The 20,015-nt window shown below is 63.1% G+C and carries 17 protein-coding genes; 12 read left to right on the top strand and 5 right to left on the bottom strand.

Annotation, left to right across the window (positions count from 1 at the left end; translation table 11 throughout):
* Positions 1-23: 23 nt before the first annotated feature.
* Genes DYZ14_RS03825 through DYZ14_RS03805 form a run of 5 tightly spaced genes read left to right on the top strand, consistent with a single transcriptional unit; the run spans position 24 to position 5,287 of the window.
* Positions 24-896 (top strand): branched-chain amino acid ABC transporter permease, encoded by an 873-nt coding sequence (locus tag DYZ14_RS03825; RefSeq protein ID WP_154719460.1) that lies wholly within the window; start codon positions 24-26, stop codon positions 894-896.
* A 2-nt stretch (positions 897-898) separates the two neighbouring features.
* Positions 899-1,855 (top strand): branched-chain amino acid ABC transporter permease, encoded by a 957-nt coding sequence (locus DYZ14_RS03820; RefSeq protein WP_195949815.1) that lies wholly within the window; start codon positions 899-901, stop codon positions 1,853-1,855.
* Positions 1,852-2,637: an ABC transporter ATP-binding protein gene (locus tag DYZ14_RS03815; RefSeq protein ID WP_154719458.1), complete on the top strand. Its 786-nt coding sequence runs from the start codon at positions 1,852-1,854 to the stop codon at positions 2,635-2,637. The genes DYZ14_RS03820 and DYZ14_RS03815 overlap by 4 nt, the downstream gene beginning before the upstream one ends.
* The gene (locus tag DYZ14_RS03810; protein WP_445292260.1) at positions 2,579-3,325 is read left to right on the top strand and encodes an ABC transporter ATP-binding protein; all 747 of its coding nucleotides are present in this window, start codon (positions 2,579-2,581) and stop codon (positions 3,323-3,325) included. The genes DYZ14_RS03815 and DYZ14_RS03810 overlap by 59 nt, the downstream gene beginning before the upstream one ends.
* Positions 3,326-3,331: 6 nt before the next feature.
* On the top strand, positions 3,332-5,287 hold the full coding sequence (locus DYZ14_RS03805) for a 3-hydroxyacyl-CoA dehydrogenase NAD-binding domain-containing protein (RefSeq protein ID WP_154719456.1): 1,956 nt from the start codon (positions 3,332-3,334) through the stop codon (positions 5,285-5,287).
* Positions 5,288-5,299: 12 nt separating this feature from the next.
* Here DYZ14_RS03805 and DYZ14_RS03800 read toward each other — a convergent pair whose 3' ends face one another.
* Positions 5,300-6,163: a MurR/RpiR family transcriptional regulator gene (locus DYZ14_RS03800; protein WP_154719455.1), complete on the bottom strand. Its 864-nt coding sequence runs from the start codon at positions 6,161-6,163 to the stop codon at positions 5,300-5,302.
* A 191-nt stretch (positions 6,164-6,354) separates the two neighbouring features.
* On the opposite strand from DYZ14_RS03800, the gene DYZ14_RS03795 reads away from it, so the two are divergent.
* The 7 genes from DYZ14_RS03795 (at position 6,355) to DYZ14_RS03765 (ending at position 15,111) form a co-directional block, all read left to right on the top strand.
* Positions 6,355-7,443, top strand: a complete 1,089-nt coding sequence (locus tag DYZ14_RS03795; protein ID WP_154719454.1) for a D-TA family PLP-dependent enzyme — start codon at positions 6,355-6,357, stop codon at positions 7,441-7,443.
* Between the two features lie 527 nt (positions 7,444-7,970).
* Entirely contained in the window at positions 7,971-9,452 is a 1,482-nt protein-coding gene (locus DYZ14_RS03790) for a M81 family metallopeptidase (protein WP_154719453.1), read from the top strand.
* Positions 9,453-9,519: 67 nt separating this feature from the next.
* Entirely contained in the window at positions 9,520-11,037 is a 1,518-nt protein-coding gene (locus tag DYZ14_RS03785) for an ABC transporter substrate-binding protein (RefSeq protein WP_154719452.1), read from the top strand.
* Positions 11,038-11,058: 21 nt separating this feature from the next.
* Positions 11,059-12,000, top strand: a complete 942-nt coding sequence (locus DYZ14_RS03780) for an ABC transporter permease (RefSeq protein WP_195949841.1) — start codon at positions 11,059-11,061, stop codon at positions 11,998-12,000.
* Positions 12,001-12,005: 5 nt separating this feature from the next.
* Entirely contained in the window at positions 12,006-12,860 is an 855-nt protein-coding gene (locus DYZ14_RS03775; RefSeq protein ID WP_445292276.1) for an ABC transporter permease, read from the top strand.
* A gap of 2 nt (positions 12,861-12,862) precedes the next feature.
* Positions 12,863-14,668, top strand: a complete 1,806-nt coding sequence (locus DYZ14_RS03770) for an ABC transporter ATP-binding protein (RefSeq protein WP_154719449.1) — start codon at positions 12,863-12,865, stop codon at positions 14,666-14,668.
* A gap of 47 nt (positions 14,669-14,715) precedes the next feature.
* The gene (locus tag DYZ14_RS03765; protein ID WP_154719448.1) at positions 14,716-15,111 is read left to right on the top strand and encodes a RidA family protein; all 396 of its coding nucleotides are present in this window, start codon (positions 14,716-14,718) and stop codon (positions 15,109-15,111) included.
* A 24-nt stretch (positions 15,112-15,135) separates the two neighbouring features.
* Here the strand turns inward: DYZ14_RS03765 and DYZ14_RS03760 are convergent, their stop codons facing one another.
* The 4 genes from DYZ14_RS03760 to DYZ14_RS03745 are packed head-to-tail and all read right to left on the bottom strand — an operon-like array spanning position 15,136 to position 20,007.
* On the bottom strand, positions 15,136-16,686 hold the full coding sequence (locus DYZ14_RS03760) for a malonate--CoA ligase (protein WP_154719447.1): 1,551 nt from the start codon (positions 16,684-16,686) through the stop codon (positions 15,136-15,138).
* The gene (locus DYZ14_RS03755; RefSeq protein ID WP_154719446.1) at positions 16,683-18,119 is read right to left on the bottom strand and encodes a malonyl-CoA decarboxylase; all 1,437 of its coding nucleotides are present in this window, start codon (positions 18,117-18,119) and stop codon (positions 16,683-16,685) included. The genes DYZ14_RS03760 and DYZ14_RS03755 overlap by 4 nt, the downstream gene beginning before the upstream one ends.
* Entirely contained in the window at positions 18,116-19,432 is a 1,317-nt protein-coding gene (locus tag DYZ14_RS03750) for a TRAP transporter large permease (RefSeq protein ID WP_154719445.1), read from the bottom strand. Before DYZ14_RS03750 ends, DYZ14_RS03755 begins: the two co-directional genes overlap by 4 nt.
* Positions 19,429-20,007, bottom strand: a complete 579-nt coding sequence (locus DYZ14_RS03745; RefSeq protein ID WP_154719444.1) for a TRAP transporter small permease subunit — start codon at positions 20,005-20,007, stop codon at positions 19,429-19,431. The genes DYZ14_RS03750 and DYZ14_RS03745 overlap by 4 nt, the downstream gene beginning before the upstream one ends.
* Positions 20,008-20,015 lie beyond the last annotated feature (8 nt).

The raw sequence follows: 20,015 nt of genomic DNA, 5'->3' as shown, positions 1-20,015 counted from the left end.
AATCGGCCACAGTGGGGTCTTCGATGCCTGAACTGATGCAGTTCCTCCTTTCCGGCCTAACGGTCGGCGCGGTCTATGCGCTCGTCGCGCTGGGCTTCACGATCATCTACAACGCCTCCGATGTGGTGAACTTCGCCCAGGGCGAGTTCGTCATGCTGGGTGGCATGATCACGGTGTTTGCCTTCGACGCCGGCCTGCCGCTGCCACTGGCGGCGTTGATCGCCATCGCCCTGACGGCGGCCATCGGCGTGGCGCTCAACAAGCTCGCCATTGAACCGGCGCGCGGCGCACCTGTGGTCTCGCTGATCATCATCACCATCGGTGCATCGATCTTCATTCGCGGCGTGACGCAGCTCGTCTTCGACAAGCAGCTTCACCGTTTCCCGGCTTTCACCGGCGACGAGCCGATCAAGATCCTCGCCGCGACCATCCTGCCGCAGAGTATCTGGGTCATTGCAGGCGCCGTCGTCGTGTTCGTCGGCCTCTGGCTGTTCTTCACCCGCACCCTGACCGGCAAGGCGGTGCTGGCCACCTCCAATAATCGCCTCGCCGCCCAGCTCGTCGGCATCAACACCAACTGGGTCATGACGCTCTCCTTCGCGCTTTCGGCCGCCATCGGTGCGCTGGCCGGCGTGCTCGTCACCCCGATCACGCTGACCAGCTACGACCTCGGCATCGCGCTGGCGCTCAAAGGTTTTGCCGCCGCCATGCTCGGTGGCATGGGCAATCCGAAGGGTGCGCTCGTCGGCGGGATCCTGCTCGGCCTGTTCGAGGCGCTGACGGCCGGCTTCATCAGTTCGCAATACAAGGATGCCGTTGCCTTCGTCGTCATCCTCGCCGTCCTCTTCGCCATGCCGCAAGGCCTGTTCGGACGCAATTCGGTCAATCGGGTGTGATGATGCGGCTCACGACAAAACAGACCACCCTCCTGGTGCTGGCGCTGCTGATCGCGGTAACGCCCTTCTTCTTCCCCTCGGCCTTCTATTTCCGCGTCGGGTCGCTGCTCTTCGTCAATGGAGTGGCGGTGCTCGGTATCGTCATCCTGACAGGCTTCGCCGGACAGATCAGCCTCGGCCATGCCGGCTTTGCCGGCATCGGCGCCTATGCCTCGGCGCTGGCGCCCGTGCATCTCGGCCTGCACCCGGCGTTCGCCGCACTCCTTGGCGCGGCGCTCTCGGCTGCGATCGCCTATGGGGTAGGCCGCCCGATCCTGCGCCTCAAGGGCTACTATCTTGCCGTCGCGTCGCTCGGCTTCGGCATCCTGGTTTCCATGGTGCTGTCCAACGAGGCCTGGCTGACCGGCGGGCCGGACGGCATCGCCGTTGCCGATCTCGGCCTTCGCCAGGCGCTCGGTGCGATGGGGCTCAAGCTTTCTGCACCGGAATTCTGGTACTTTTTCTGCGGGCTTTGCCTGCTGATCGGCGCCTGGCTGGCCCTCAATCTCTACGACAGCCCGACGGGCCGCGCGTTGCGTGCCCTGCATGGCTCCGAGATCGCCGCAAGCACGGTCGGCGTCGACGTCGCCCGGCTGAAGCTGCAGGCCTTCGTCATCTCGGCGGTTTTTGCCTCGGTCTCCGGCTCGTTGCTGGCCCTGCAGAACAAGTTCATCACGCCCGATGTCGCCGGCTACATGCACTCGATCGAGCTCGTCACCATGGCCGTGCTCGGCGGCGCGGGATCGGTGCTCGGCGCCATTCTCGGCGCCGGCATCCTGACGCTCCTGCCACAGGTGCTCACCGTGTTCGCCGAATATGAACAGGTCATGCTCGGCCTGGTCATGATGCTGGTGATGATCTTCCTGCGCGAGGGCCTGCTGCCGTCGCTTCTGCGCCAATTCACCGGGAGGGGAGCATGACACTTCTCAGCGTCGAAGGACTGGGTATTGCCTTCGGCGGCCTGAAGGCCGTCGACAATGTCAGCTTTTCCGTCAATCCAGGAGAAATCGTCTCGGTCATCGGGCCGAACGGTGCCGGCAAGACCACCTTGTTCAACATGATCTCCGGCGTCTACATGCCGAAATCGGGCAAGGTGAAACTCAGCGGCGAAGAGGTGACCGGGTTTTCCCCGCATCTTCTGGCACGGCGCGGCATGTCGCGCACCTTCCAGAACCTGCAGATCTTCCAGAACATGACCGTGCTGGAGAACGCCATTGCCGGCTTTCATCTGCGGGAAAAGGGTTCGGTGTTCGCCGACCTCCTCGGGCTGCCGGCGTCGCGCCGGCGCTCGCGGGAGGCGCAGGCCGGGGCGCGCGAACTGCTGGCCCGCGTCGGTCTCGCCAATGCCGCGGAACTGGAGGCCGGCAATCTGTCCTATGGCGCGCTGAAGCGGCTGGAAATCGCCCGTGCGCTCGCCCTCGACACCAAGGTCCTGCTGCTCGACGAACCGGCCGCCGGCTGCAATGCCGTTGAGACCGAGGAGATCGACCACCTGATCGCCGAGGTCGCCGCCTCCGGCGTCGCCATCCTTCTGGTCGAGCACGACATGAAGATGGTGATGCGCATCTCCAACCACATCGTCGTCCTCGATCATGGGGTAAAGATCGCCGAGGGTGATCCCGCCACCGTGGCCCGCAATCCCGATGTCGTCGCGGCCTATCTCGGAACTCAGGCACAGGAGGCGTCCCATGCTCACGGTTGAGGGACTGCGGTCGCGCTATGGCCGCATCGAGGCGCTGCACGGCATCGACCTGCACATCGATTCCGGCGAGATCGTCACCATCGTCGGCGCCAATGGCGCCGGCAAGACGACGCTCTTGCGCTGCCTGTCCGGCCTCCAGCCGATCAGTGCCGGCCAGATCATCTTCCGCGGTGAGGCGCTGGCCACCACGCCCGCCTACAAGCGTTTGAAGCGCGGGCTTGCCCAGTCTCCCGAGGGCCGGCAGATCTTCACCAACCTGACGGTGGAGGAAAACCTGCGCCTCGGCGCCTTTCTCTTCACCGACGACCGGGTCGAACGGGACATGGAAAATGCCTTCCAGATGTTCCCGATCCTCAAGGAGAAGCGCAACCTTGCCGCCGGCGGCCTGTCGGGCGGCCAGCAACAGATGCTGGCCATCGCCCGCGCGCTGATGGGGCGCCCGTCCTGCCTGCTGCTCGACGAGCCCTCGATGGGTCTGGCACCCATCCTGGTCCAGCAGATCTTCGACGTGGTGAAAAGCATGCGCGATCTCAAGGTCACCGTGCTCCTGGTCGAGCAGAACGCCTTCGGTGCCCTGTCGGTCGCCGACCGTGGCTATGTCATGGAAACCGGCAAGATCACCATGGAAGGACCGGCAGGCGATTTGCTTGCCGATCCCCGCATTCGAGAAGCCTATCTGGGAATTTGATCATTCATGTCCGTCGTCACTATCGCCCGCGAGGGTAACATCGCCGTTGTCACGATCGACAATCCGCCCGTGAACGCATTGAGCCAGGCCGTGCGCCAGGGTCTCGTCGATGCGGTGAGCGAGCTTGACGGCGATCCCGAGGTCTCGGCCGTGGTGCTCACCTGCGCCGGGCGGACCTTCATCGCCGGCGCCGATGTCAGCGAATTCGACAAGCCGCCGCAGCCGCCGCATCTGCCCGACGTCGTCTCGGCCATCGAGCTCGCGGCCAAGCCCTGGATCGCAGCGATCCATGGGTCTGCCTTGGGTGGGGGCTTCGAGGTGGCGCTGGGTTGCCGTTTCCGGCTTGCGACAGCGGATGCCTCGGTCGGCCTGCCGGAAGTGACGCTCGGGCTCGTTCCGGGTGCTGGCGGAACGGTGCGCACGCCGCGTCTCGCCGGCGTCGAGGCGGCCGTCGATCTCGTGACCACGGGCAAACCTGTGCGTGGCTCCCGAGCGCTGGAACTTGGCCTCGTCGACAGGATCGTCGAGGGCGACCTGCGCACGGCCGCCATCGCCTTTGCCCGCGACGCGCTTTCGCATACACTCCCCCTGCCACTCTCGCAGCGTCCCGGACCGGAAGTACCGGACACCTTCTGGACCGAGGCCGAGGGGACTGTCGCCAAGCGTGCCAAGGGCGAAGTTGCACCGCTGAAAGCGCTTGCCTGCCTGCGCCGGGCAACCGAAGCCGACTTTGCCGCAGCGATGCAGTTCGAGCGTGCCACTTTCCTGGAATTGCGGGCCTCCAGTCAGGCGGCGGCGCTGCGTCACGTCTTCTTCGCCGAGCGGGCGGCCCCCCGGCCGGCGGGCTTGTCCGGCGTGCCGGCCTTTCCGCTCCGGAATGCCGCCGTGATCGGCGGCGGCACGATGGGGGCGGGTATTGCCGCGGCGCTCCGCGATGCCGGCCTGCCGGTCATCCTGATCGAGCGGGACGATGCGGCCGTCGAGCGTGGCATCGCCAATCTGAGAGACATCTTCGCCGGCGCAGTCAAGCGCGGACGCCTGACCGAAGCTGCCGCCGAAGCGCGGCTTGCCGGCGTGACGGGTTCGACGGACTATGCAGCCCTTGCCGATACCGACCTCGTGATCGAGGCCGTGTTCGAGGAGCTTTCCGTCAAGCGACAGGTGTTCGAGCAACTGGGTCGCGTCTGCCGCCCCGATGCGGTGCTGGCCACCAATACCTCCTATCTCGATCCGCGGTCGATCGCCGAGGGCCTGCCCAATCCCGGGCGCTTCATCGGCCTGCATTTCTTCAGCCCGGCCAATGTCATGAAGCTCCTGGAGATCGTGCCGACGCCGCAGATCGCCGACGCGACGCTGGCGACCGGCTTTGCCCTTGCCCGCATGCTCGGCAAGGTGCCGGTGCGCGCCGGCATTTGCGAAGGCTTCATCGGCAACCGGATCCTCAAGCGCTACCGCGCCGAGGCCGAGGCTCTGGTCCGGCAAGGCGTCGCGATAGCCGACGTTGACGCCGCGATGCGAGCCTTCGGCTTCGCCATGGGTCCCTTCGAAGCGCAGGACCTCGGCGGCCTCGACATCGCGTTCCTGCAACGGGAAGGCGCGCGGGCGGCGGGCCAGGATGTCCCGGAGACGCTCAGCGACATTCTGGTGCGGGCCGGCCGCAAAGGCCAGAAGACAGGCGGCGGCTGGTACGACTACAAGCCGGGCGATCGCCGGCCTGTTCCTTCGGACGAGGTGACCCGCCTCCTCGGCGCCCGGATCGAACCCGGCCCGGCACTGAATGCCGATGCGATCGCCGTACACCTGGTCGGCGCCATGGCCCGGGAGGGCGAAGCGATCCTGGCGGAAGGGATTGCCGAAAAGGCCTCAGACATCGATCTGGTCGAAATCCACGGCTACGGTTTCCCTCGCTGGCGCGGCGGCCCCATGTTCCATTCCCAAAAAGGCGCGGGATCTAATTACTGAACCACGCCGCCTTCAATCGCCGAGGAGTTGGCGATCGTCACCATCACGGTTGCGCACCAGTTCCTCCTTGATGCTCCGCAGCGATTTCAGTGCCTTGGTGCGATCGGCATAGGCCACCATGTTGGCCAGGATGTCGATCGCGGCAAGATAGGCGTAGCGGGTCGATGTCGGGCGGAAGATGTTCTTGCCCTCCGGCATGTCGATTGCGATGACCACGTCCGCGGCCATGGCGACCGGCGAGCCGGCCTGGGTCATCACGATGGTCGGAATGGCGTTCTGCCTCAGTATCTCCAGGCAATGGACGAGGCCCATATCCCGGCCGGTGAACGACGACCCGAACACCACCGTTCCCGGCTGCACGGCCGCCGAGATCATCAGGTTCATGCCGTGGTCGTTGGATGCGTTGATTCGGCAACCGAGGCGGAAGAGGCGATTGTGCAGCTCGTTGACGATCATCGCCGAGTTGCCACTGGCGCCGAAAGCCTGGACGAATTCGGCCGCCCGCAGGATCTGCGCCGCCTTTTCGATGGCGGCGAGGTCGAGCTGGCGATGAAGCTCAAAAAGCGCATTCTGCGCCTTGGAAACGATATCGCGAGCCACCTCTTCGGCAGTCGCAGTCGTTGCCTCCGGCTTCAGGTAGCGCAGGCCGACATAGGCCAGCTTGGCCAGTTGCACCTTGAAATCGGAATAGCCCTGGCACCCCAGCCGCCGGCAGAAACGGGTGACCGTCGGCGGCGACACCCCCGCCCGATGGGCCAGCTCGATGATTGACGAATTGACGACGAAGTCCACGTTCTCCATCGCGAACTTCGCCAGCTTGGCATCCAGGCCCGAAAGTCGGCCATCCTCGTCGGAGAGGGCGTGAAAGAGGTCCATTCGGTCTTGCCTGCATTGCAGCGTTGCGAAAATTTGGAGCGCCGGTGAAATTGAATTTCACTCGCGCCATTTTTGATAGCATAATGAGCACAAGCATCAACGAAACTCGTCTCATTCCTGAAAATAAAAGCAACATTGCCGCGCCAACAATCCCGTCCTGCGATGGCGCGCCTTCCCCAACGAGGTCTACCATGAACTATCCGTGGCCGGAATCCGGCACGCCGCTCGACCAGGTCGCAACGCCGATGCCGGTCATCGACGAAGACCGGCTTGCCGCGAACATCGCCCGCGTCCAGACCTATTGCGATCAACACGGCAAGGCATTCCGTCCGCATATCAAGACCCACAAGATCGCCGCGGTCGCCCGCCAGCAGGTAGAGGCCGGCGCGGTCGGGCTCAATTGCCAGAAAGTGACCGAGGCAGAAGTCTTTGCGGATGCGGGCTTCGACGACATACTGATCACCTACAATATTCTCGGGCCGGCCAAGCTCGCGCGGTTGAAGGCGCTCAACGAACGGATCGCGAGGCTCGCGGTCGTGGCCGATAGCGAGATCACGCTTGCCGGTCTGGCCTCCACCTTCGATGGCGATCGCCCGCTGACGGTTCTGGTCGAATGCGATACCGGCGCCAAGCGCTGCGGCGTGCAGACACCGGAAGCGGCGGTCGCGCTCGCCGAGAAGATCGCTTCGGCGCCCGGCCTGCGTTTCGGCGGCATCATGACCTACCCCGCCGTCGGCGGCGCGGTCGAGGTCGAGACCTTCATGGCCCGCACCATGGCGCTCCTGTCGGACAAGGGGATAGACTGCCCCGTCCGGTCCAGCGGTGGTTCGCCGGACCTCTTCGCCGCCCACCTTGTGCCGTCCGCCACCGAACATCGCGCCGGAACCTATGTCTATAATGACCGCAGCATGGTCCGCGCCGGCCATTGCACGGTGGACGATCTCGCCATGCACATCCTTGCAACGGTGGTTTCGCGTCCGGCGGCGGATCGTGCCGTGCTGGATTGCGGCTCAAAGGCACTGACCTCCGACCTGCTCGGCTTCACCGACTACGGTTCCATCCACGATTTCGAGGGCGCGCGGATTGTGTCGCTGTCTGAGGAGCATGCGGTGGTCGATTTGTCGGGCTGCGCCGAGCCGTTCCCACAAATCGGCACGATGGTCAAAGTGGTGCCGAACCACACCTGCGTCGTCACCAATCTCTTCGACCGGATGGTCTTTCATCGCAATGGCATCGTGACGCGGGTCGAGAATGTGGATGCCCGCGGGACGGTCTGGTAGCTGCTGCGCTCAAAAAATTCCGCCGCATCAAATCTTCAAGCAAACACCATGCTGTGGACATTTGACACAACGATGAAAAAGGGGGGCCTCCAACAGGCCCCCTTTTTCATGCCGAAACAGTGTTCCATCGCCCTCACCCTGCATTTCCGGCTCGGCTAAAACTTTCGATTCCCACACAAAAGTGTTGCACGCACCCTCGCAGACCGGTTCACGGGCCATTCTAGACCATGAAAATTGGGTGGCGCTTTCGAGCGCCAAGAAAATGAATTACACAAATCCACAGATACCCGGAAAATTCATTGACTTCGCACTGATTTATCGCATTATTGAGAAAATAAATTACACCAAATGGTGAGCGGGCGAACTGAAGAACATGGGAACTCCTATTTTCGAATACGCAGCAGCTATCGCTGAAAAGATGACCCCATAGGTCGGCGGCGTTCGGAAATTGGTCAGCAAGACAACATGACGACGGTAGCGAGCCCCGTAGCGGCGGCCGAAGGCCGGAGTGTATTCGGATTTAAGACATGCGCATCTTCACCGCCTCGCTGGCGACTGAGACGAACACCTTCTCTCCCGTGCCGACGGACATGAATGCGTTCAAGGCGGCCTTCTATGCCGGGCCGGGCGAGCATCCGGATACGCCGACACTCTGCTCCTCCGTCGTTCCTATCCTGCGCCGTCGCGGCAGGGAAGAAGGCTTCACCGTGATCGAAGGTACATCCTGCTGGGCAGAACCCGCGGGCCTCATCCAGCGCCAGACCTACGAGACGCTGCGCGACCTGATCCTGGCCGAACTGAAGGCGGCACTGCCGGTTGATGGCGTCGTGCTCGGCCTGCATGGCGCGATGGCGGCTCAAGGCTATGACGATCCGGAAGGCGATCTCCTGGCCCGTGTCCGCGAAATCGTTGGTCCGGACGTTCTGATCGCCGCCGAATTTGACCCACACAGCCATCTGACCGCTCTCAGGGTCGCCAATCTCGACCTCATGGCCGCCTTCCTCGAATTCCCGCATACGGATTTCGAACAGCGCGGCGAGCATGTCGTGGAACTCGCGCTGCGGGCGCTGCGTGGCGAGATCAAGCCGGTGATTTCGACCTTTGACTGCCGGATGATCACCATTTTCCCGACCAGCCGCGAGCCGATGCGGTCCTTCGTCGACCGCATGCAGGCGATGGAAGGCAAGGACGGCGTCCTTTCCGCCTCCGTCATCCACGGCTTCATGGCCGGGGACCTGCCGGACATGGGCACTCGCATCGTCGTCGTGACCGACAACGACAAGGCGAAGGGCGATGCTCTCGCCGCTCGGCTCGGCCGCGAGCTCTACAGCCTGCGCAAGACCACCGCGATGCCGATGTTCGATACCGAGGCGGGTCTCGACAAGGCAATCGCCATGCGCGCCACGCATCCTGACATGCCGGTCACCATAGCCGACGTCTGGGACAATCCCGGCGGTGGCGTCGCCGGCGATGCAACCTACATCCTGGGCCGGATGCTGAAGCGCGGCATGGACAATTTCGCCGTCGCGACGATCTGGGATCCGATCGCCGTGACCTTCTGCCATGCGGCCGGCGAAGGTGCGGAACTCAGCCTGCGCGTCGGCGGAAAATCCGCCCCGGAAGGTGGAGAGCCGCTCGACCTGCGTGTGACAGTCAGGAAGGTCTTCGACGCCGGTTGGCAGAGTTTCCGCAACAGCCGGGTCACGCTCGGCAGCGCGGCCGTCGTCCGTCCGGTCGGAACAAATATCGACATCGTGCTGATCACCAGCCGCACCCAGACCTACGAGCCCGACATTTTCTTGAACCAGGGCATCGACTTCGCGGAGAAGTCCTATCTGCTGATCAAGTCGACCAATCATTTCTACGCTGGCTTTCAGCCGATCTCCTCCGAAATCGTCTATATCGCCGCACCGACCTCCTATCCCACCAACCCGGCAACCACGCCCTACCGCAAGGCCAGCCTCGAGCTCTGGCCGCGCGTTGCCGATCCGCTGGGACTGGATGTCTGAATTTTCGACCGGGAGGAAAGCCGGCCGGGATCTTAAACCAACCGATGCCAATGAAGGGAACCGAAAAATGAAGAAGAGTGCATTCGTCCTGGTCACGCTGGCGGCGCTTGCCGGAACCAGCAGCCTGGCTCTGGCCCAGGCCAATGACGGCGTTCTGACCGTTGCGACGATCGGCGAGCCGCCGACCCTCGACGTCATGCAGACGCCGACCGATATCGTGCTGACCATCGACCAGCACATCTTCGAGACGCTCTACACCTATGACGCTCAGTGGAAGTCCGTGCCGCTGCTCGCAGCGGGCATGCCGACCCTTTCCGAAGACGGCCTGACCTACCGCATTGCGCTGCGCGAAGGGGTGACATTCCACGACGGCAGCGCTTTCGACGCCAAGGACGTCACGGCCTCGCTGAAGCGCTGGATGGCGATCAATTCCAAGGGCAAGCAGGTTGCGGCCATCGTCGAGAGCCTGACGGAAGACGGAGACCACGCCGTCGTCATCAAGCTCAAGTCGCGTTATGCGCCGCTGCTCGCCACGCTGTCACAGGCATCGGTGATCATGCCGTCGGAGAAACTTGCCGACACGCTGACCGAGTTTGTCGGCACCGGACCCTATGCCCTGAAGGAGCGCAAGCCCGACCAGTACACCCAGCTTGTCCGTTTCGAGGGCTACAAGTCGCCGGAAGGCGAGGTCAGCAATTATGCCGGCAAGCGCGAGGCGATCGCCAGGGAGATCCGTTTCGTTCCGGTTCCAGACGCCAATACGCGCGTCGAGGGCCTGATCTCCGGCCAGTTCGACTATGCCGACTCGCTGCCGGTCAGCGCCTATGAACGCGTCGAGCAGAGCGGCAATGCCAAGCCCGTGATCTTCAAGGATGCCGGCTGGGCCTCGATGAACATGAACATGAAGGAAGGCCTGCTTGTTAAGAAGGAACTCCGTCAGGCGGTTCAGGCGGCGCTCAACCCGAACGACATGATGCTGGCGGCCTTTTCCGAAGACCGCTTCTTCAGCGTCGATGCCTCGATCTTCCCGAAAGGCTCCTTCTGGCACACCGAAGCAGGCGTTGCCCGTTACGGTGAAGGCGATCCGGAAGCGGCTGGAAAACTGCTTCAACAGGCCAGCTATGACGGCACCCCGCTGCGCCTGATGACCAGCCGCCAGTACGAATTCCACTACAAGATCGGCGAAGTCGCCAAGGCCTATCTGGAAGCTGCCGGCTTCAAGGTCGATCTTCAGGTGGTCGATTGGGCAACGCTGACCACCCGCCGCGCCGATCCGAAGGAATGGGACATCTTCATCACCCATTCCAACTTCCCGGGCGATCCGACGACGATCAACACGATCACCGACACCTATCCGGGCTGGTACGTTTCCGACCAGAAGGCGAAGGCCGTTGCCGCTTACATGGACGCGACAACCGACGAGGCCAAGAAGACGGCCTGGGACGGGATCCAGACGGTCATCTATGATGATGCGCCGCTCTACAAGGTCGGCAACTTCAATGCCGTTTCCGGTCTCGCCAATGGTGTGTCGGGTTACGAGCCGACCTATTGGCCGCACTTCTGGAACGTAAGCCCGAAAAAGTAAGGACGATAGACTATGGCAAGGATCGCTGAGGCACTCTTGAAACGGCTGGGGGGCATGGCCATCGTGCTCGCCCTCGTCGTGACGGTGGTCTTCATCATCGTCCGCGTAACGCCCGGCGATCCTGCCGCTGTCATGCTGGGGTCGGATGCGACCCCGGAAGATATCGCCCAGCTGCGCACCCGCATGGGGCTCGATGCGCCGCTCCTCATGCAATACGGCCAGTTTGTCCTGGGCATATTGCAGGGTGATCTCGGCCAGTCGATCTTTCTCAACCAACCGGTCACCACGGCACTCGCTGCGCGTGCCGAGCCGACCTTCTTCCTCACCCTGTTCTCGATCCTGATCGCGGTGGCGATCGCGCTGCCGGTCGGCATACTGTCGGCCGTCAATCGCGGTACGACCTTCGACCAGATCGTCGTGACGCTCACCATGGTGGCGGCAAGCGTGCCGAGTTTCTGGCTCGGCCTGATGCTGATTCAGGTCTTCGCCGTCGGTCAGGGCTGGTTTCCGGCCTCCGGTTACGGCGGTCCGGACACGCCGTTTCTCGAGCGTCTGCATCATCTGATCCTGCCGGCGGTGGCGCTCGGCGTCGTCAATTCCGCCTTGATCACCCGCTTCACCCGCGCCGCCATGCTGGACGTGCTCGGTGAGGACTATGTCCGCACCGCCCGCGCCAAGGGCGCCGGCGAAGGCCGTGTCATCCTGAAGCACGCGCTGAAGAACGCGCTGATCCCGATCATCACCGTCATCGGTCTGTCGATCGCCATGCTGGTTGCCGGCGCGGTCGTGACCGAGACCGTCTTCGGCCTGCCCGGCATCGGCAATCTCGTCGTTTCGGCCGTCCTGCGCCGCGACTATCCAGTCATCCAGGGCGCGCTGCTCGTCGTCGCCGCGATCTACGTGCTCATCAACTTCATTGTCGACATGCTCTATATTCTCGTTGATCCGCGGGTGCGCCAATGACCACCATGGCCTCCGTTTCCATGCCGTTCGTCTCCGGCCTTCGCCGCCTGCTCGGCAACCGGGCGATCCTGCTCGGGGCAATCATTCTGGCGGTGGTGGTGCTGGCTGCACTTCTGGCGCCGTGGGTTGCACCCTACGAACCGAACAAGCTTTCGATCGTCAACAGGTTGAAGCCGCCATCGATGACCAACTTCTTCGGCACCGACGAATTCGGCCGTGACATCTTTTCCCGCGCCATGTTTGCCGGGCGGATATCGTTGCTCGTCAGCCTCGGCGTCGTCGTCATCTCCACTGTTCTCGGCGTGTTCCTCGGTGTCACCGCCGGCTTCTTCCGCAGCCTCGATGCGCCGATCTCGCGCCTGCTCGATGCGATGATGTCGTTCCCGGACATCCTTCTCGCCATCGCGCTGGTCGCCGCCCTCGGCCCCTCGCTGTCGACCGTCATCCTGGCACTCGGCATAACCTATGCGCCGCGTCTTGCCCGTATCGTCCGAGGCTCGACCCTGGTTCTGCGCGAACTGCCATACATCGAGGCAGCCGTCGCCATGGGCCTGCCGACCTGGCAGATTCTGGCCCGACACGTTCTGCTCAACCTGGCCTCCCCGATCCTGGTTCAGGCAACCTTCGTCTTCGCTTCGGCGATGCTGGCGGAAGCAAGCCTGTCCTTCCTCGGCGTCGGCGTTTCCACCGACATGCCGACCTGGGGCACGATGCTGGCTTCCGGCCGGGAATACATGAACAACGCCTCGTGGCTGATGGTGTTTCCCGGTCTCGCCATCGTGCTTTCAGTTCTCTCCCTGCAATTGCTGGGTGATGGCCTGCGCGATCTCGTCGATCCCCGGCTGGCCAAGGAAAGCTGATCATGAGCGAAAAAACGACCACGGTTCGGCCGGTGCTCTCGGTCGAGAACCTGACGACCTCGTTCAAGACGCCGGAAGGCTGGAAGGCGGTCATCCGCAACATCAGCCTGCATGTCGATGCAGGTGAGACCCTTGCCATCGTCGGCGAGAGCGGTTCGGGCAAGAGCGTCACGGCCCTATCGACCATGCGGCTTCTGCCGCCCGGCCGCTCGCGCACGGAAGGCCGCATCCTCCTCGACGGCAAGGACCTGCTTACCTCCAGCGAAGCCGAGATGCGGAAAGTCCGCGGCGGTTCGATCGGCATGATCTTCCAGGAGCCGATGACCTCGCTCAATCCGATCTTCACCATCGGCAACCAGATCGCCGAGGCGCTGGTGCTCCATCGCGCGCTGTCGTGGAAAGAGGCAGAGGCGGAGACCGTGCGGTTGATGGAGCGGGTACGCATCCCCGCGGCCAAGACACGCCTCCATGAATATCCGCATAAATTCTCAGGCGGCATGCGCCAGCGCGTGATGATCGCCATGGCGCTCGCCTGTCGTCCCAAGCTCTTGATCGCCGACGAACCGACGACGGCCCTCGACGTGACCATCCAGGCAGAGATCCTTCACCTGCTGCGCGAGTTGCAGCGGGAGGAGAATATGGGCGTATTGTTCATTACCCACGATATGGGCGTCGTGGCCGAAATCGCCGATCGCACAGTGGTCATGTTCCGTGGCGACATGATCGAGACCGGCCCGACATCTCAGATCTTTGCATCACCGAAGGAAGTCTACACGAAGTCTTTGCTCGCCTCGATCCCGCGCCTCGGCACGATGGGTTCGGCTGCCGCGCCGAAGCGTTTCCCGGAGGTCGATCCGGCAACGGGGGTGGCGACGGACGGGATCGAGATGAGCCCGGTATCTCGCACCGTCGAACCGATCCTCAAGGTCGACAATCTGGCCGTCCGTTTCGATTTGCCGAAGGGCCGCGTTCATGCAGTGGAGAATGTCTCCTTTGATCTGCGGCCGGGCGAGACGCTCTCACTGGTGGGTGAATCCGGCTGCGGCAAGTCGACGACAGGCCGCGCCATCATCCGGCTGCTCACACCCACCGCCGGTTCGATCGTCATCGACGGCCAGGATGTGACGAAGGCAGGCACCCGCGAATTGCGCGTAATGCGACGCACCTCGCAGATGATCTTCCAGGACCCGTTCGCCTCGCTCAATCCTCGCATCACTGTGGGTTCCGCGATTGCCGAGCCGATCCTCGCCCACGGTTTGATGGGACGACGGGATGCCAAGGCGCGCGTCGCCGAACTGCTGGAACAGGTCGGCCTTTCCGCAAACATGGCCGATCGACATCCGCATGAGTTCTCCGGCGGCCAGCGTCAGCGTATCTCGATCGCCCGGGCGCTCGCGCTCGATCCGAAGTTCATCGTCGCCGACGAAGCGGTCTCGGCACTCGACGTTTCGGTCAAGGCGCAGGTTTCCAACCTCTTGCTCGACCTGCAGCAAAAGCACGGCCTCGCCTATCTCTTCATTTCCCACGACATGGCCGTGGTGGAGCGGATGAGCCATCGCGTGGCGGTGATGTTCCTCGGCGAGATCGTCGAAATCGGTCCCCGTGCGGCAATCTTCGACGACCCGCAGCATCCCTATACGCGTCGCCTGATCTCGGCCGTTCCGATCCCGGATCCGGCGCGCCGCGGTCACGCGCCACCACCACTCTTGGAGGAGATCAAGAGCCCCGTCCGGCCCTTCGACTACGTCGTGCCGAAGCGCACTTACCGGGAAGTCTCGCCCGGTCACTTCGTGCAAGACATGTCGTAAGCCGGCTCCTGCCTCCCCCGCCCCATCGACAACAGAAAGGCGACCCCATGACCAGCAACAGACTTATCCGCTACGACGTGGCCGACGCACAGGCCGGCGGCCAGCGCCGCCCCTTTGCCAAGGCCGTCCGCGCCGGTGATTTCGTCTATGTGTCGGGCCAGGTCCCGACCGTCGACGGCGAGGTCATCGTCGGCAATATCGTCGCGCAGACCGAACAGGTGATTGCCAACATCAAGACCGTGCTGGCGCTTGCCGGTTGCACGCTCGAGGACGTGATCAAGGTCAATGTCTGGCTCGACGACGCGCGCGACTTCTCCAGCTTCAACGCGGTATTTCAACGGCATTTCATCGATCATCCGCCGGCACGTTCGACCGTTCAGTCGCCGATGATGGTCGATGTGAAGGTCGAGATGGACGTGATCGCCTACAAGCCTTTGGGTTAGGCGGGGATGCGGGATACTTCGCTGTCAGGCGGAGCCCCGGGCTTTCGCACCCTCCCCTGACGCTGCCGGCGCATACAGATCGGCGTAAGTATCGCGAAGCACGTTCTTCTGAACCTTGCCCATCGTGTTGCGCGGTAGCTCGTCGACGAAGATCACCCGTTTCGGCTGCTTGTAGCGCGCCAGCCGATCCTTCAATCCGTCGAGGATGCTGCGCTCGTCGATCGCCGCACCCGGCTTCCTGACCACGACGGCCGTGACGCCTTCGCCGAAATCGGGATGCGCCACCCCGATCACGGCGGTCTCGATGACGCCGGGCATCTGGTCGATCTCCGTCTCGACCTCCTTCGGATAGATATTGTATCCGCCGGAAATCACCAGGTCCTTGCCTCGCCCGACGATGTGGACATAGCCCCGTTCGTCGATCTTGCCGAGGTCCCCGGTGATGAAGAAACCATCGGCGCGAAACTCCGCTGCGGTCTTTTCCGGCATTCGCCAATAGCCCTTGAACACGTTCGGACCTTTCACTTCGATCATCCCGGTCTCGCCATCGGCAACGGGTACCCCCGTTTCCGGATCGGTGACGCGGATCGAGACGCCCGGCAATGGAAAGCCCACCGTGCCGGCGATCCGATCACCGTCATAGGGGTTCGACGTGTTCATGTTGGTCTCGGTCATGCCGTAGCGCTCGAGGATCGCATGACCGGTCATCGCTTCGAACTTTCGGTGCGTCTCGGCGAGCAGCGGCGCCGAACCGGAGATGAAAAGCCGCATGTGCGCCGCCGCCTCGCGCGTCAAACCCTCATGCTGCGTCAGTCGAACATAGAAGGTCGGAACTCCCATCATCACCGTCGCCGTCTTCATCAGGCGAAGTGCCTCGTCGGCATCGAATTTCGGCAGGAAATACATGGAGGCGCCGGAGAGAAGAACGACATTCGACGCGACGAACAGGCCATGGGTGTGGAAGATCGGCAGTGCGTGGATCAGCCGGTCGTTCGCTGTGAAGCGCCAGTGGTCGCGGAGCGTGACAGCGTTCGACAACAGGTTGTCATGGGTGAGCATCGCGCCCTTGGAGCGACCGGTCGTGCCGGATGTATAGAGAATCGCGGCAAGGTCGTCGGGCCCGCGCTCGGCGTCGAGGAAATCGGCGGCTTCGTCCCTCGCCAGTTCGGCGATCGAGCCGCCCCCGGCTTCGTCGAGCGTTTCGACATGCGCCCCATGGCTGACGGCAAGCGTCTCCATTCCAGCCCTTGCGCTCGGTGTGCAGACGACCAGGCGCGGCTCGGCATCACCGATGAAATAGTCCAGCTCCGCAAGCGTATAGGCGGTATTGAGCGGGAGATAGACCGCCCCCACGCGAATACAGGCGAGATAGAGCATCAGCGCCTCGGGGCTCTTCTCCACCTGGGCGGCCACCCGATCGCCCGGCCGAACCCCCAGCATGTCGAGCGCGGAGGCGAAACGGCCAGATTTCGCCAGCATGTCGCCATAGGTCCACGAACGACCATCCGCGCCCAGAATGAAGACCGCGTCAGGGCGCAAGGCCAGGCGGATGGCATCGAAGAGATGGTTGCTCATGGCGTGAACTCCTTGTTGTCTTTCTTTCGTTCGGCGTCGAGGGGAAATGGTTTGGAGGTGAGAAGGGGCGTAGCCGTGCCTGGGTTGCGGACGCTTCTGTCGGGGGGCACCAGCCTTCGGATCGCCTGCGCTGCCACCACCTCGCCACGGCCGGCAAATGCTTCGTGGTTCGTCTCGATGTCGTCCAGCTTGTAGAGATAGTTCACCATCAGGCCGTAGGCCTGGCGCATCGCCTTCGGCGATCGGTCTCCGAGAAAATTGATCCGTTCCAGGCGCGCGCCGTTGCCAAGGTGGAACCGGGCCACCGGATCGATGACCTTGCCGTTCGAATTGCGCGCCTTGAGAAAATACCAGGCCGCCGCGCTCGTCATCACCGGCTGGACGGCCGCGACAACGTCCGGTCGGTCCGCCCAGTCCGGCTCGTCCAGGACGGCAAGCCTGGACCGCTCCGCCGGTGTCAGCGCCTCGGAGGCTTCCGACTGGCGCTCCCGTGAGAGCCAACCCGCAAAGCCCGGCACCGGCGATAGAGTGACAAAGGTGTCGAGTTTCGGCAATTCACGCCTGAGATCTTCAACCACCTGCTTGATCAGGAAATTGCCGAAGGAAATGCCGCGCAGGCCCTCCTGGCAGTTCGAGATCGAATAGAAGACGGCGGTGGTCGCCTCAGCGGCCTTGATCTGCCCACGATCCTCCTTGAGGAGATCGGCGATGTTGCCGGGGATTTCGCGCGTCAGCGCCACTTCGACGAAGATCAGCGGATCGTCGATCAGTTGGGGATGGAAGAAGGCGAAGCAACGACGATCCTCCGGCGCGAGGCGCAGGCGCAATTCCTCCCATCCGCCGATGTGATGCACCGCCTCGTAGCGGATGATCTTTTCCAGAATGTCGGCTGGGGTCGACCAGCTCACCGGCCGCAAGACCAGAAAGCCCCGGTTGAACCACGACCCGAACAGGTGGGCGAAATCGGAATCGACGGCCTCCAGATCGGGATCGTCCACCTTCAGTTTGAGCAGGGCCTCGCGCATCCTGACCAGCGTGGCAATCCCGTTCGGCGCCAGGTTCAGACGACGGATCAATTCCTGCCGGCGAGGTTCCGCCGCCACGTGCAGTTCGAGCAGCGCCGCCGGGCTTTGACTGGCGCGATAGCTCTCGATGGCGGCCTCCAGGCGCTCCGTCCTCGGCCCGAAGCGCTGGAGCAGCATCCCCATGAACTCGCGCTGCATGGAGGGATCGAACCGCTGCCAGCGGTCGAGGATGTCCTTGGCCAGCGCCATGCCGGAGGCTTCACCCCGGCTGGAGAGCAAGGTCTCGCACAGGGCCTCGATATGACCGAGCGGATCGCCCTCATCCTCGCGCGGCCCAAACGACAGGAAGCGACGACCGCGATCGGTGATGGTTTGAAGCATGTCACCGAAGAAGGATGTCGTGTTCATTCGACCGCTCCCAGCATCCGGTTGGGCAGCCACGTCGCGATCTCGGGGAAGATGCAAAGCAGGAGGATCGCGAGGAACATCACCAGCACATAGGGCAAGGCACCCCAGAGGATGTCCTTTGTCCTGATCGTCGGCGCAATGGCGTTGATGACGAAGAGGTTGAGACCGATCGGCGGCGTGATCAACCCGACCTCCATGTTGATCGTCAGCACGATGGCGAACCAGTAGGGGTCGAAGCCTGCCTGGGTGACGATCGGAAACAGCATCGGCGCAGTCATGACGATGACGGCCACCGGCGGCAGGAACATGCCGCAGACGAGCAGGAAGACGTTGATGACCGCCATCAGCACCCACCGGTTGACCTCCATGTCGCCGATCGCGGTGGCGATCGTCTGGGTGATGAACAGCGAGGAAAGCGCGAAGGCGAACAGCTCGGCCGCCGCCATGATCATCATGATCATGACGCTTTCGCGCATCGCCGAACCGAAGATGTTGGCGATCGGGCGGAAACGGAACAGGCGGTAGGCGATGATGACGACGAGAAGCGTCAGAAGCGCGCCTGCCCCGGCGGCTTCGGACGGTGTGGCAATGCCGCCATAGAGCACGTAGAGCGTGCCGCCGATGATGAGGAGGAACGGCAGGATGCGCGGCAGGCCGGAAAGCCGTTCCTTGAACGTATAGCGGATCGCGCGGGCATCGAACTCATACCCCTTGCGCTTGCAGTCGATGATCGCCCAAACCATGAACATGGCCGTCAGCATGATGCCGGGGATGACGCCCGCCATGAACAGGCGACCGATCGATGTCTCGGTCGCAATGCCATAGACGATAAGCGTGACGGAGGGCGGAATGAGGATGCCGAGTGTTCCGCCCGCGGCGATCGAGCCCGTGGCGACGGAAGCAGGATAACCGCGCCGCAGCATTTCCGGAATGCCCATCTTGCCGATCGCCGCGCAGGTGGCGGGCGACGAGCCGGTCATGCCGGAAAATATCGCGCACGCGCCGATATTGGAAAGCACCAGCCCGCCCGGGACACGGTTCAGCCAGCGATCGAGCGCGGTGTAAAGATCGGAGCCCGCGGGCGATGACGCAACGGCCGCCCCCATCAGCACGAACATCGGAATGGAGACATAGGCGAGGTTGGCGATGCCGGAAAACATCGTGTCGCCGAGAATGTAGAAAATATCCAGGCCGCTCTGCAGATAGAGCGCGGCGAAGGCGGCCAGGCCGAGTGCGAAGGCGATCGGCATGCCGGTTCCGAGCAGAACGAACAGGGCCGCGATGATCAGCAGGCCGGATAGGGTCGGGCTCATCGGATCGATCCCTTCATCGAATGACTGTCATTTTCGAGAACACCGGTTGGAAGCTCCGGAGTGAGCGGCGCGTGGCCTTGCACCTGCTGCGCGTCTCCCGACAGCAGGACAAGTATCTGCGCGACATATTGCAGACACAGCATGCCGAAGCCGACCGGCAGGGCGAGCAGGGGTATCCATAGCGGCGGCGCCCAGACGCTCGAATGCTTCCAGTTGCCGAGCCAGGCTTCATGAAACTGGATCCATGTCGCAATCAGCATGAAGAAACAGAACAGCAGGCCGAGAAAGCTGCCGATGAGTTTCAACTTCGCCCGCGCCCGGTCGCCAAGCAGCATCTCGATCACGTCGACGCCGACATGCCCGCCCTTCATCAGTACATAGGGCGCGCCGAGGAACATGGCGGCCGTGGCGGAAAACACCACGAAGTCGGTCTGCCAGATCGTTGGCTGACGGAAGACATAGCGTGTCAGGATCATCTGGCAGACGACAAGCATCGCGGCGATAACCATGGCGGTCGACAGGACGGCGAGCGCGCGCGACAGGTTACCGACGACCTGAATATAGGTCTTGACCATTTCGGACA

This window comes from Ciceribacter sp. T2.26MG-112.2 (genome assembly GCF_900492205.1).
In the GTDB taxonomy this organism is placed as follows: domain Bacteria; phylum Pseudomonadota; class Alphaproteobacteria; order Rhizobiales; family Rhizobiaceae; genus Allorhizobium; species Allorhizobium naphthalenivorans_A.
This window is presented reverse-complemented; position numbering and strand designations above follow the sequence as displayed.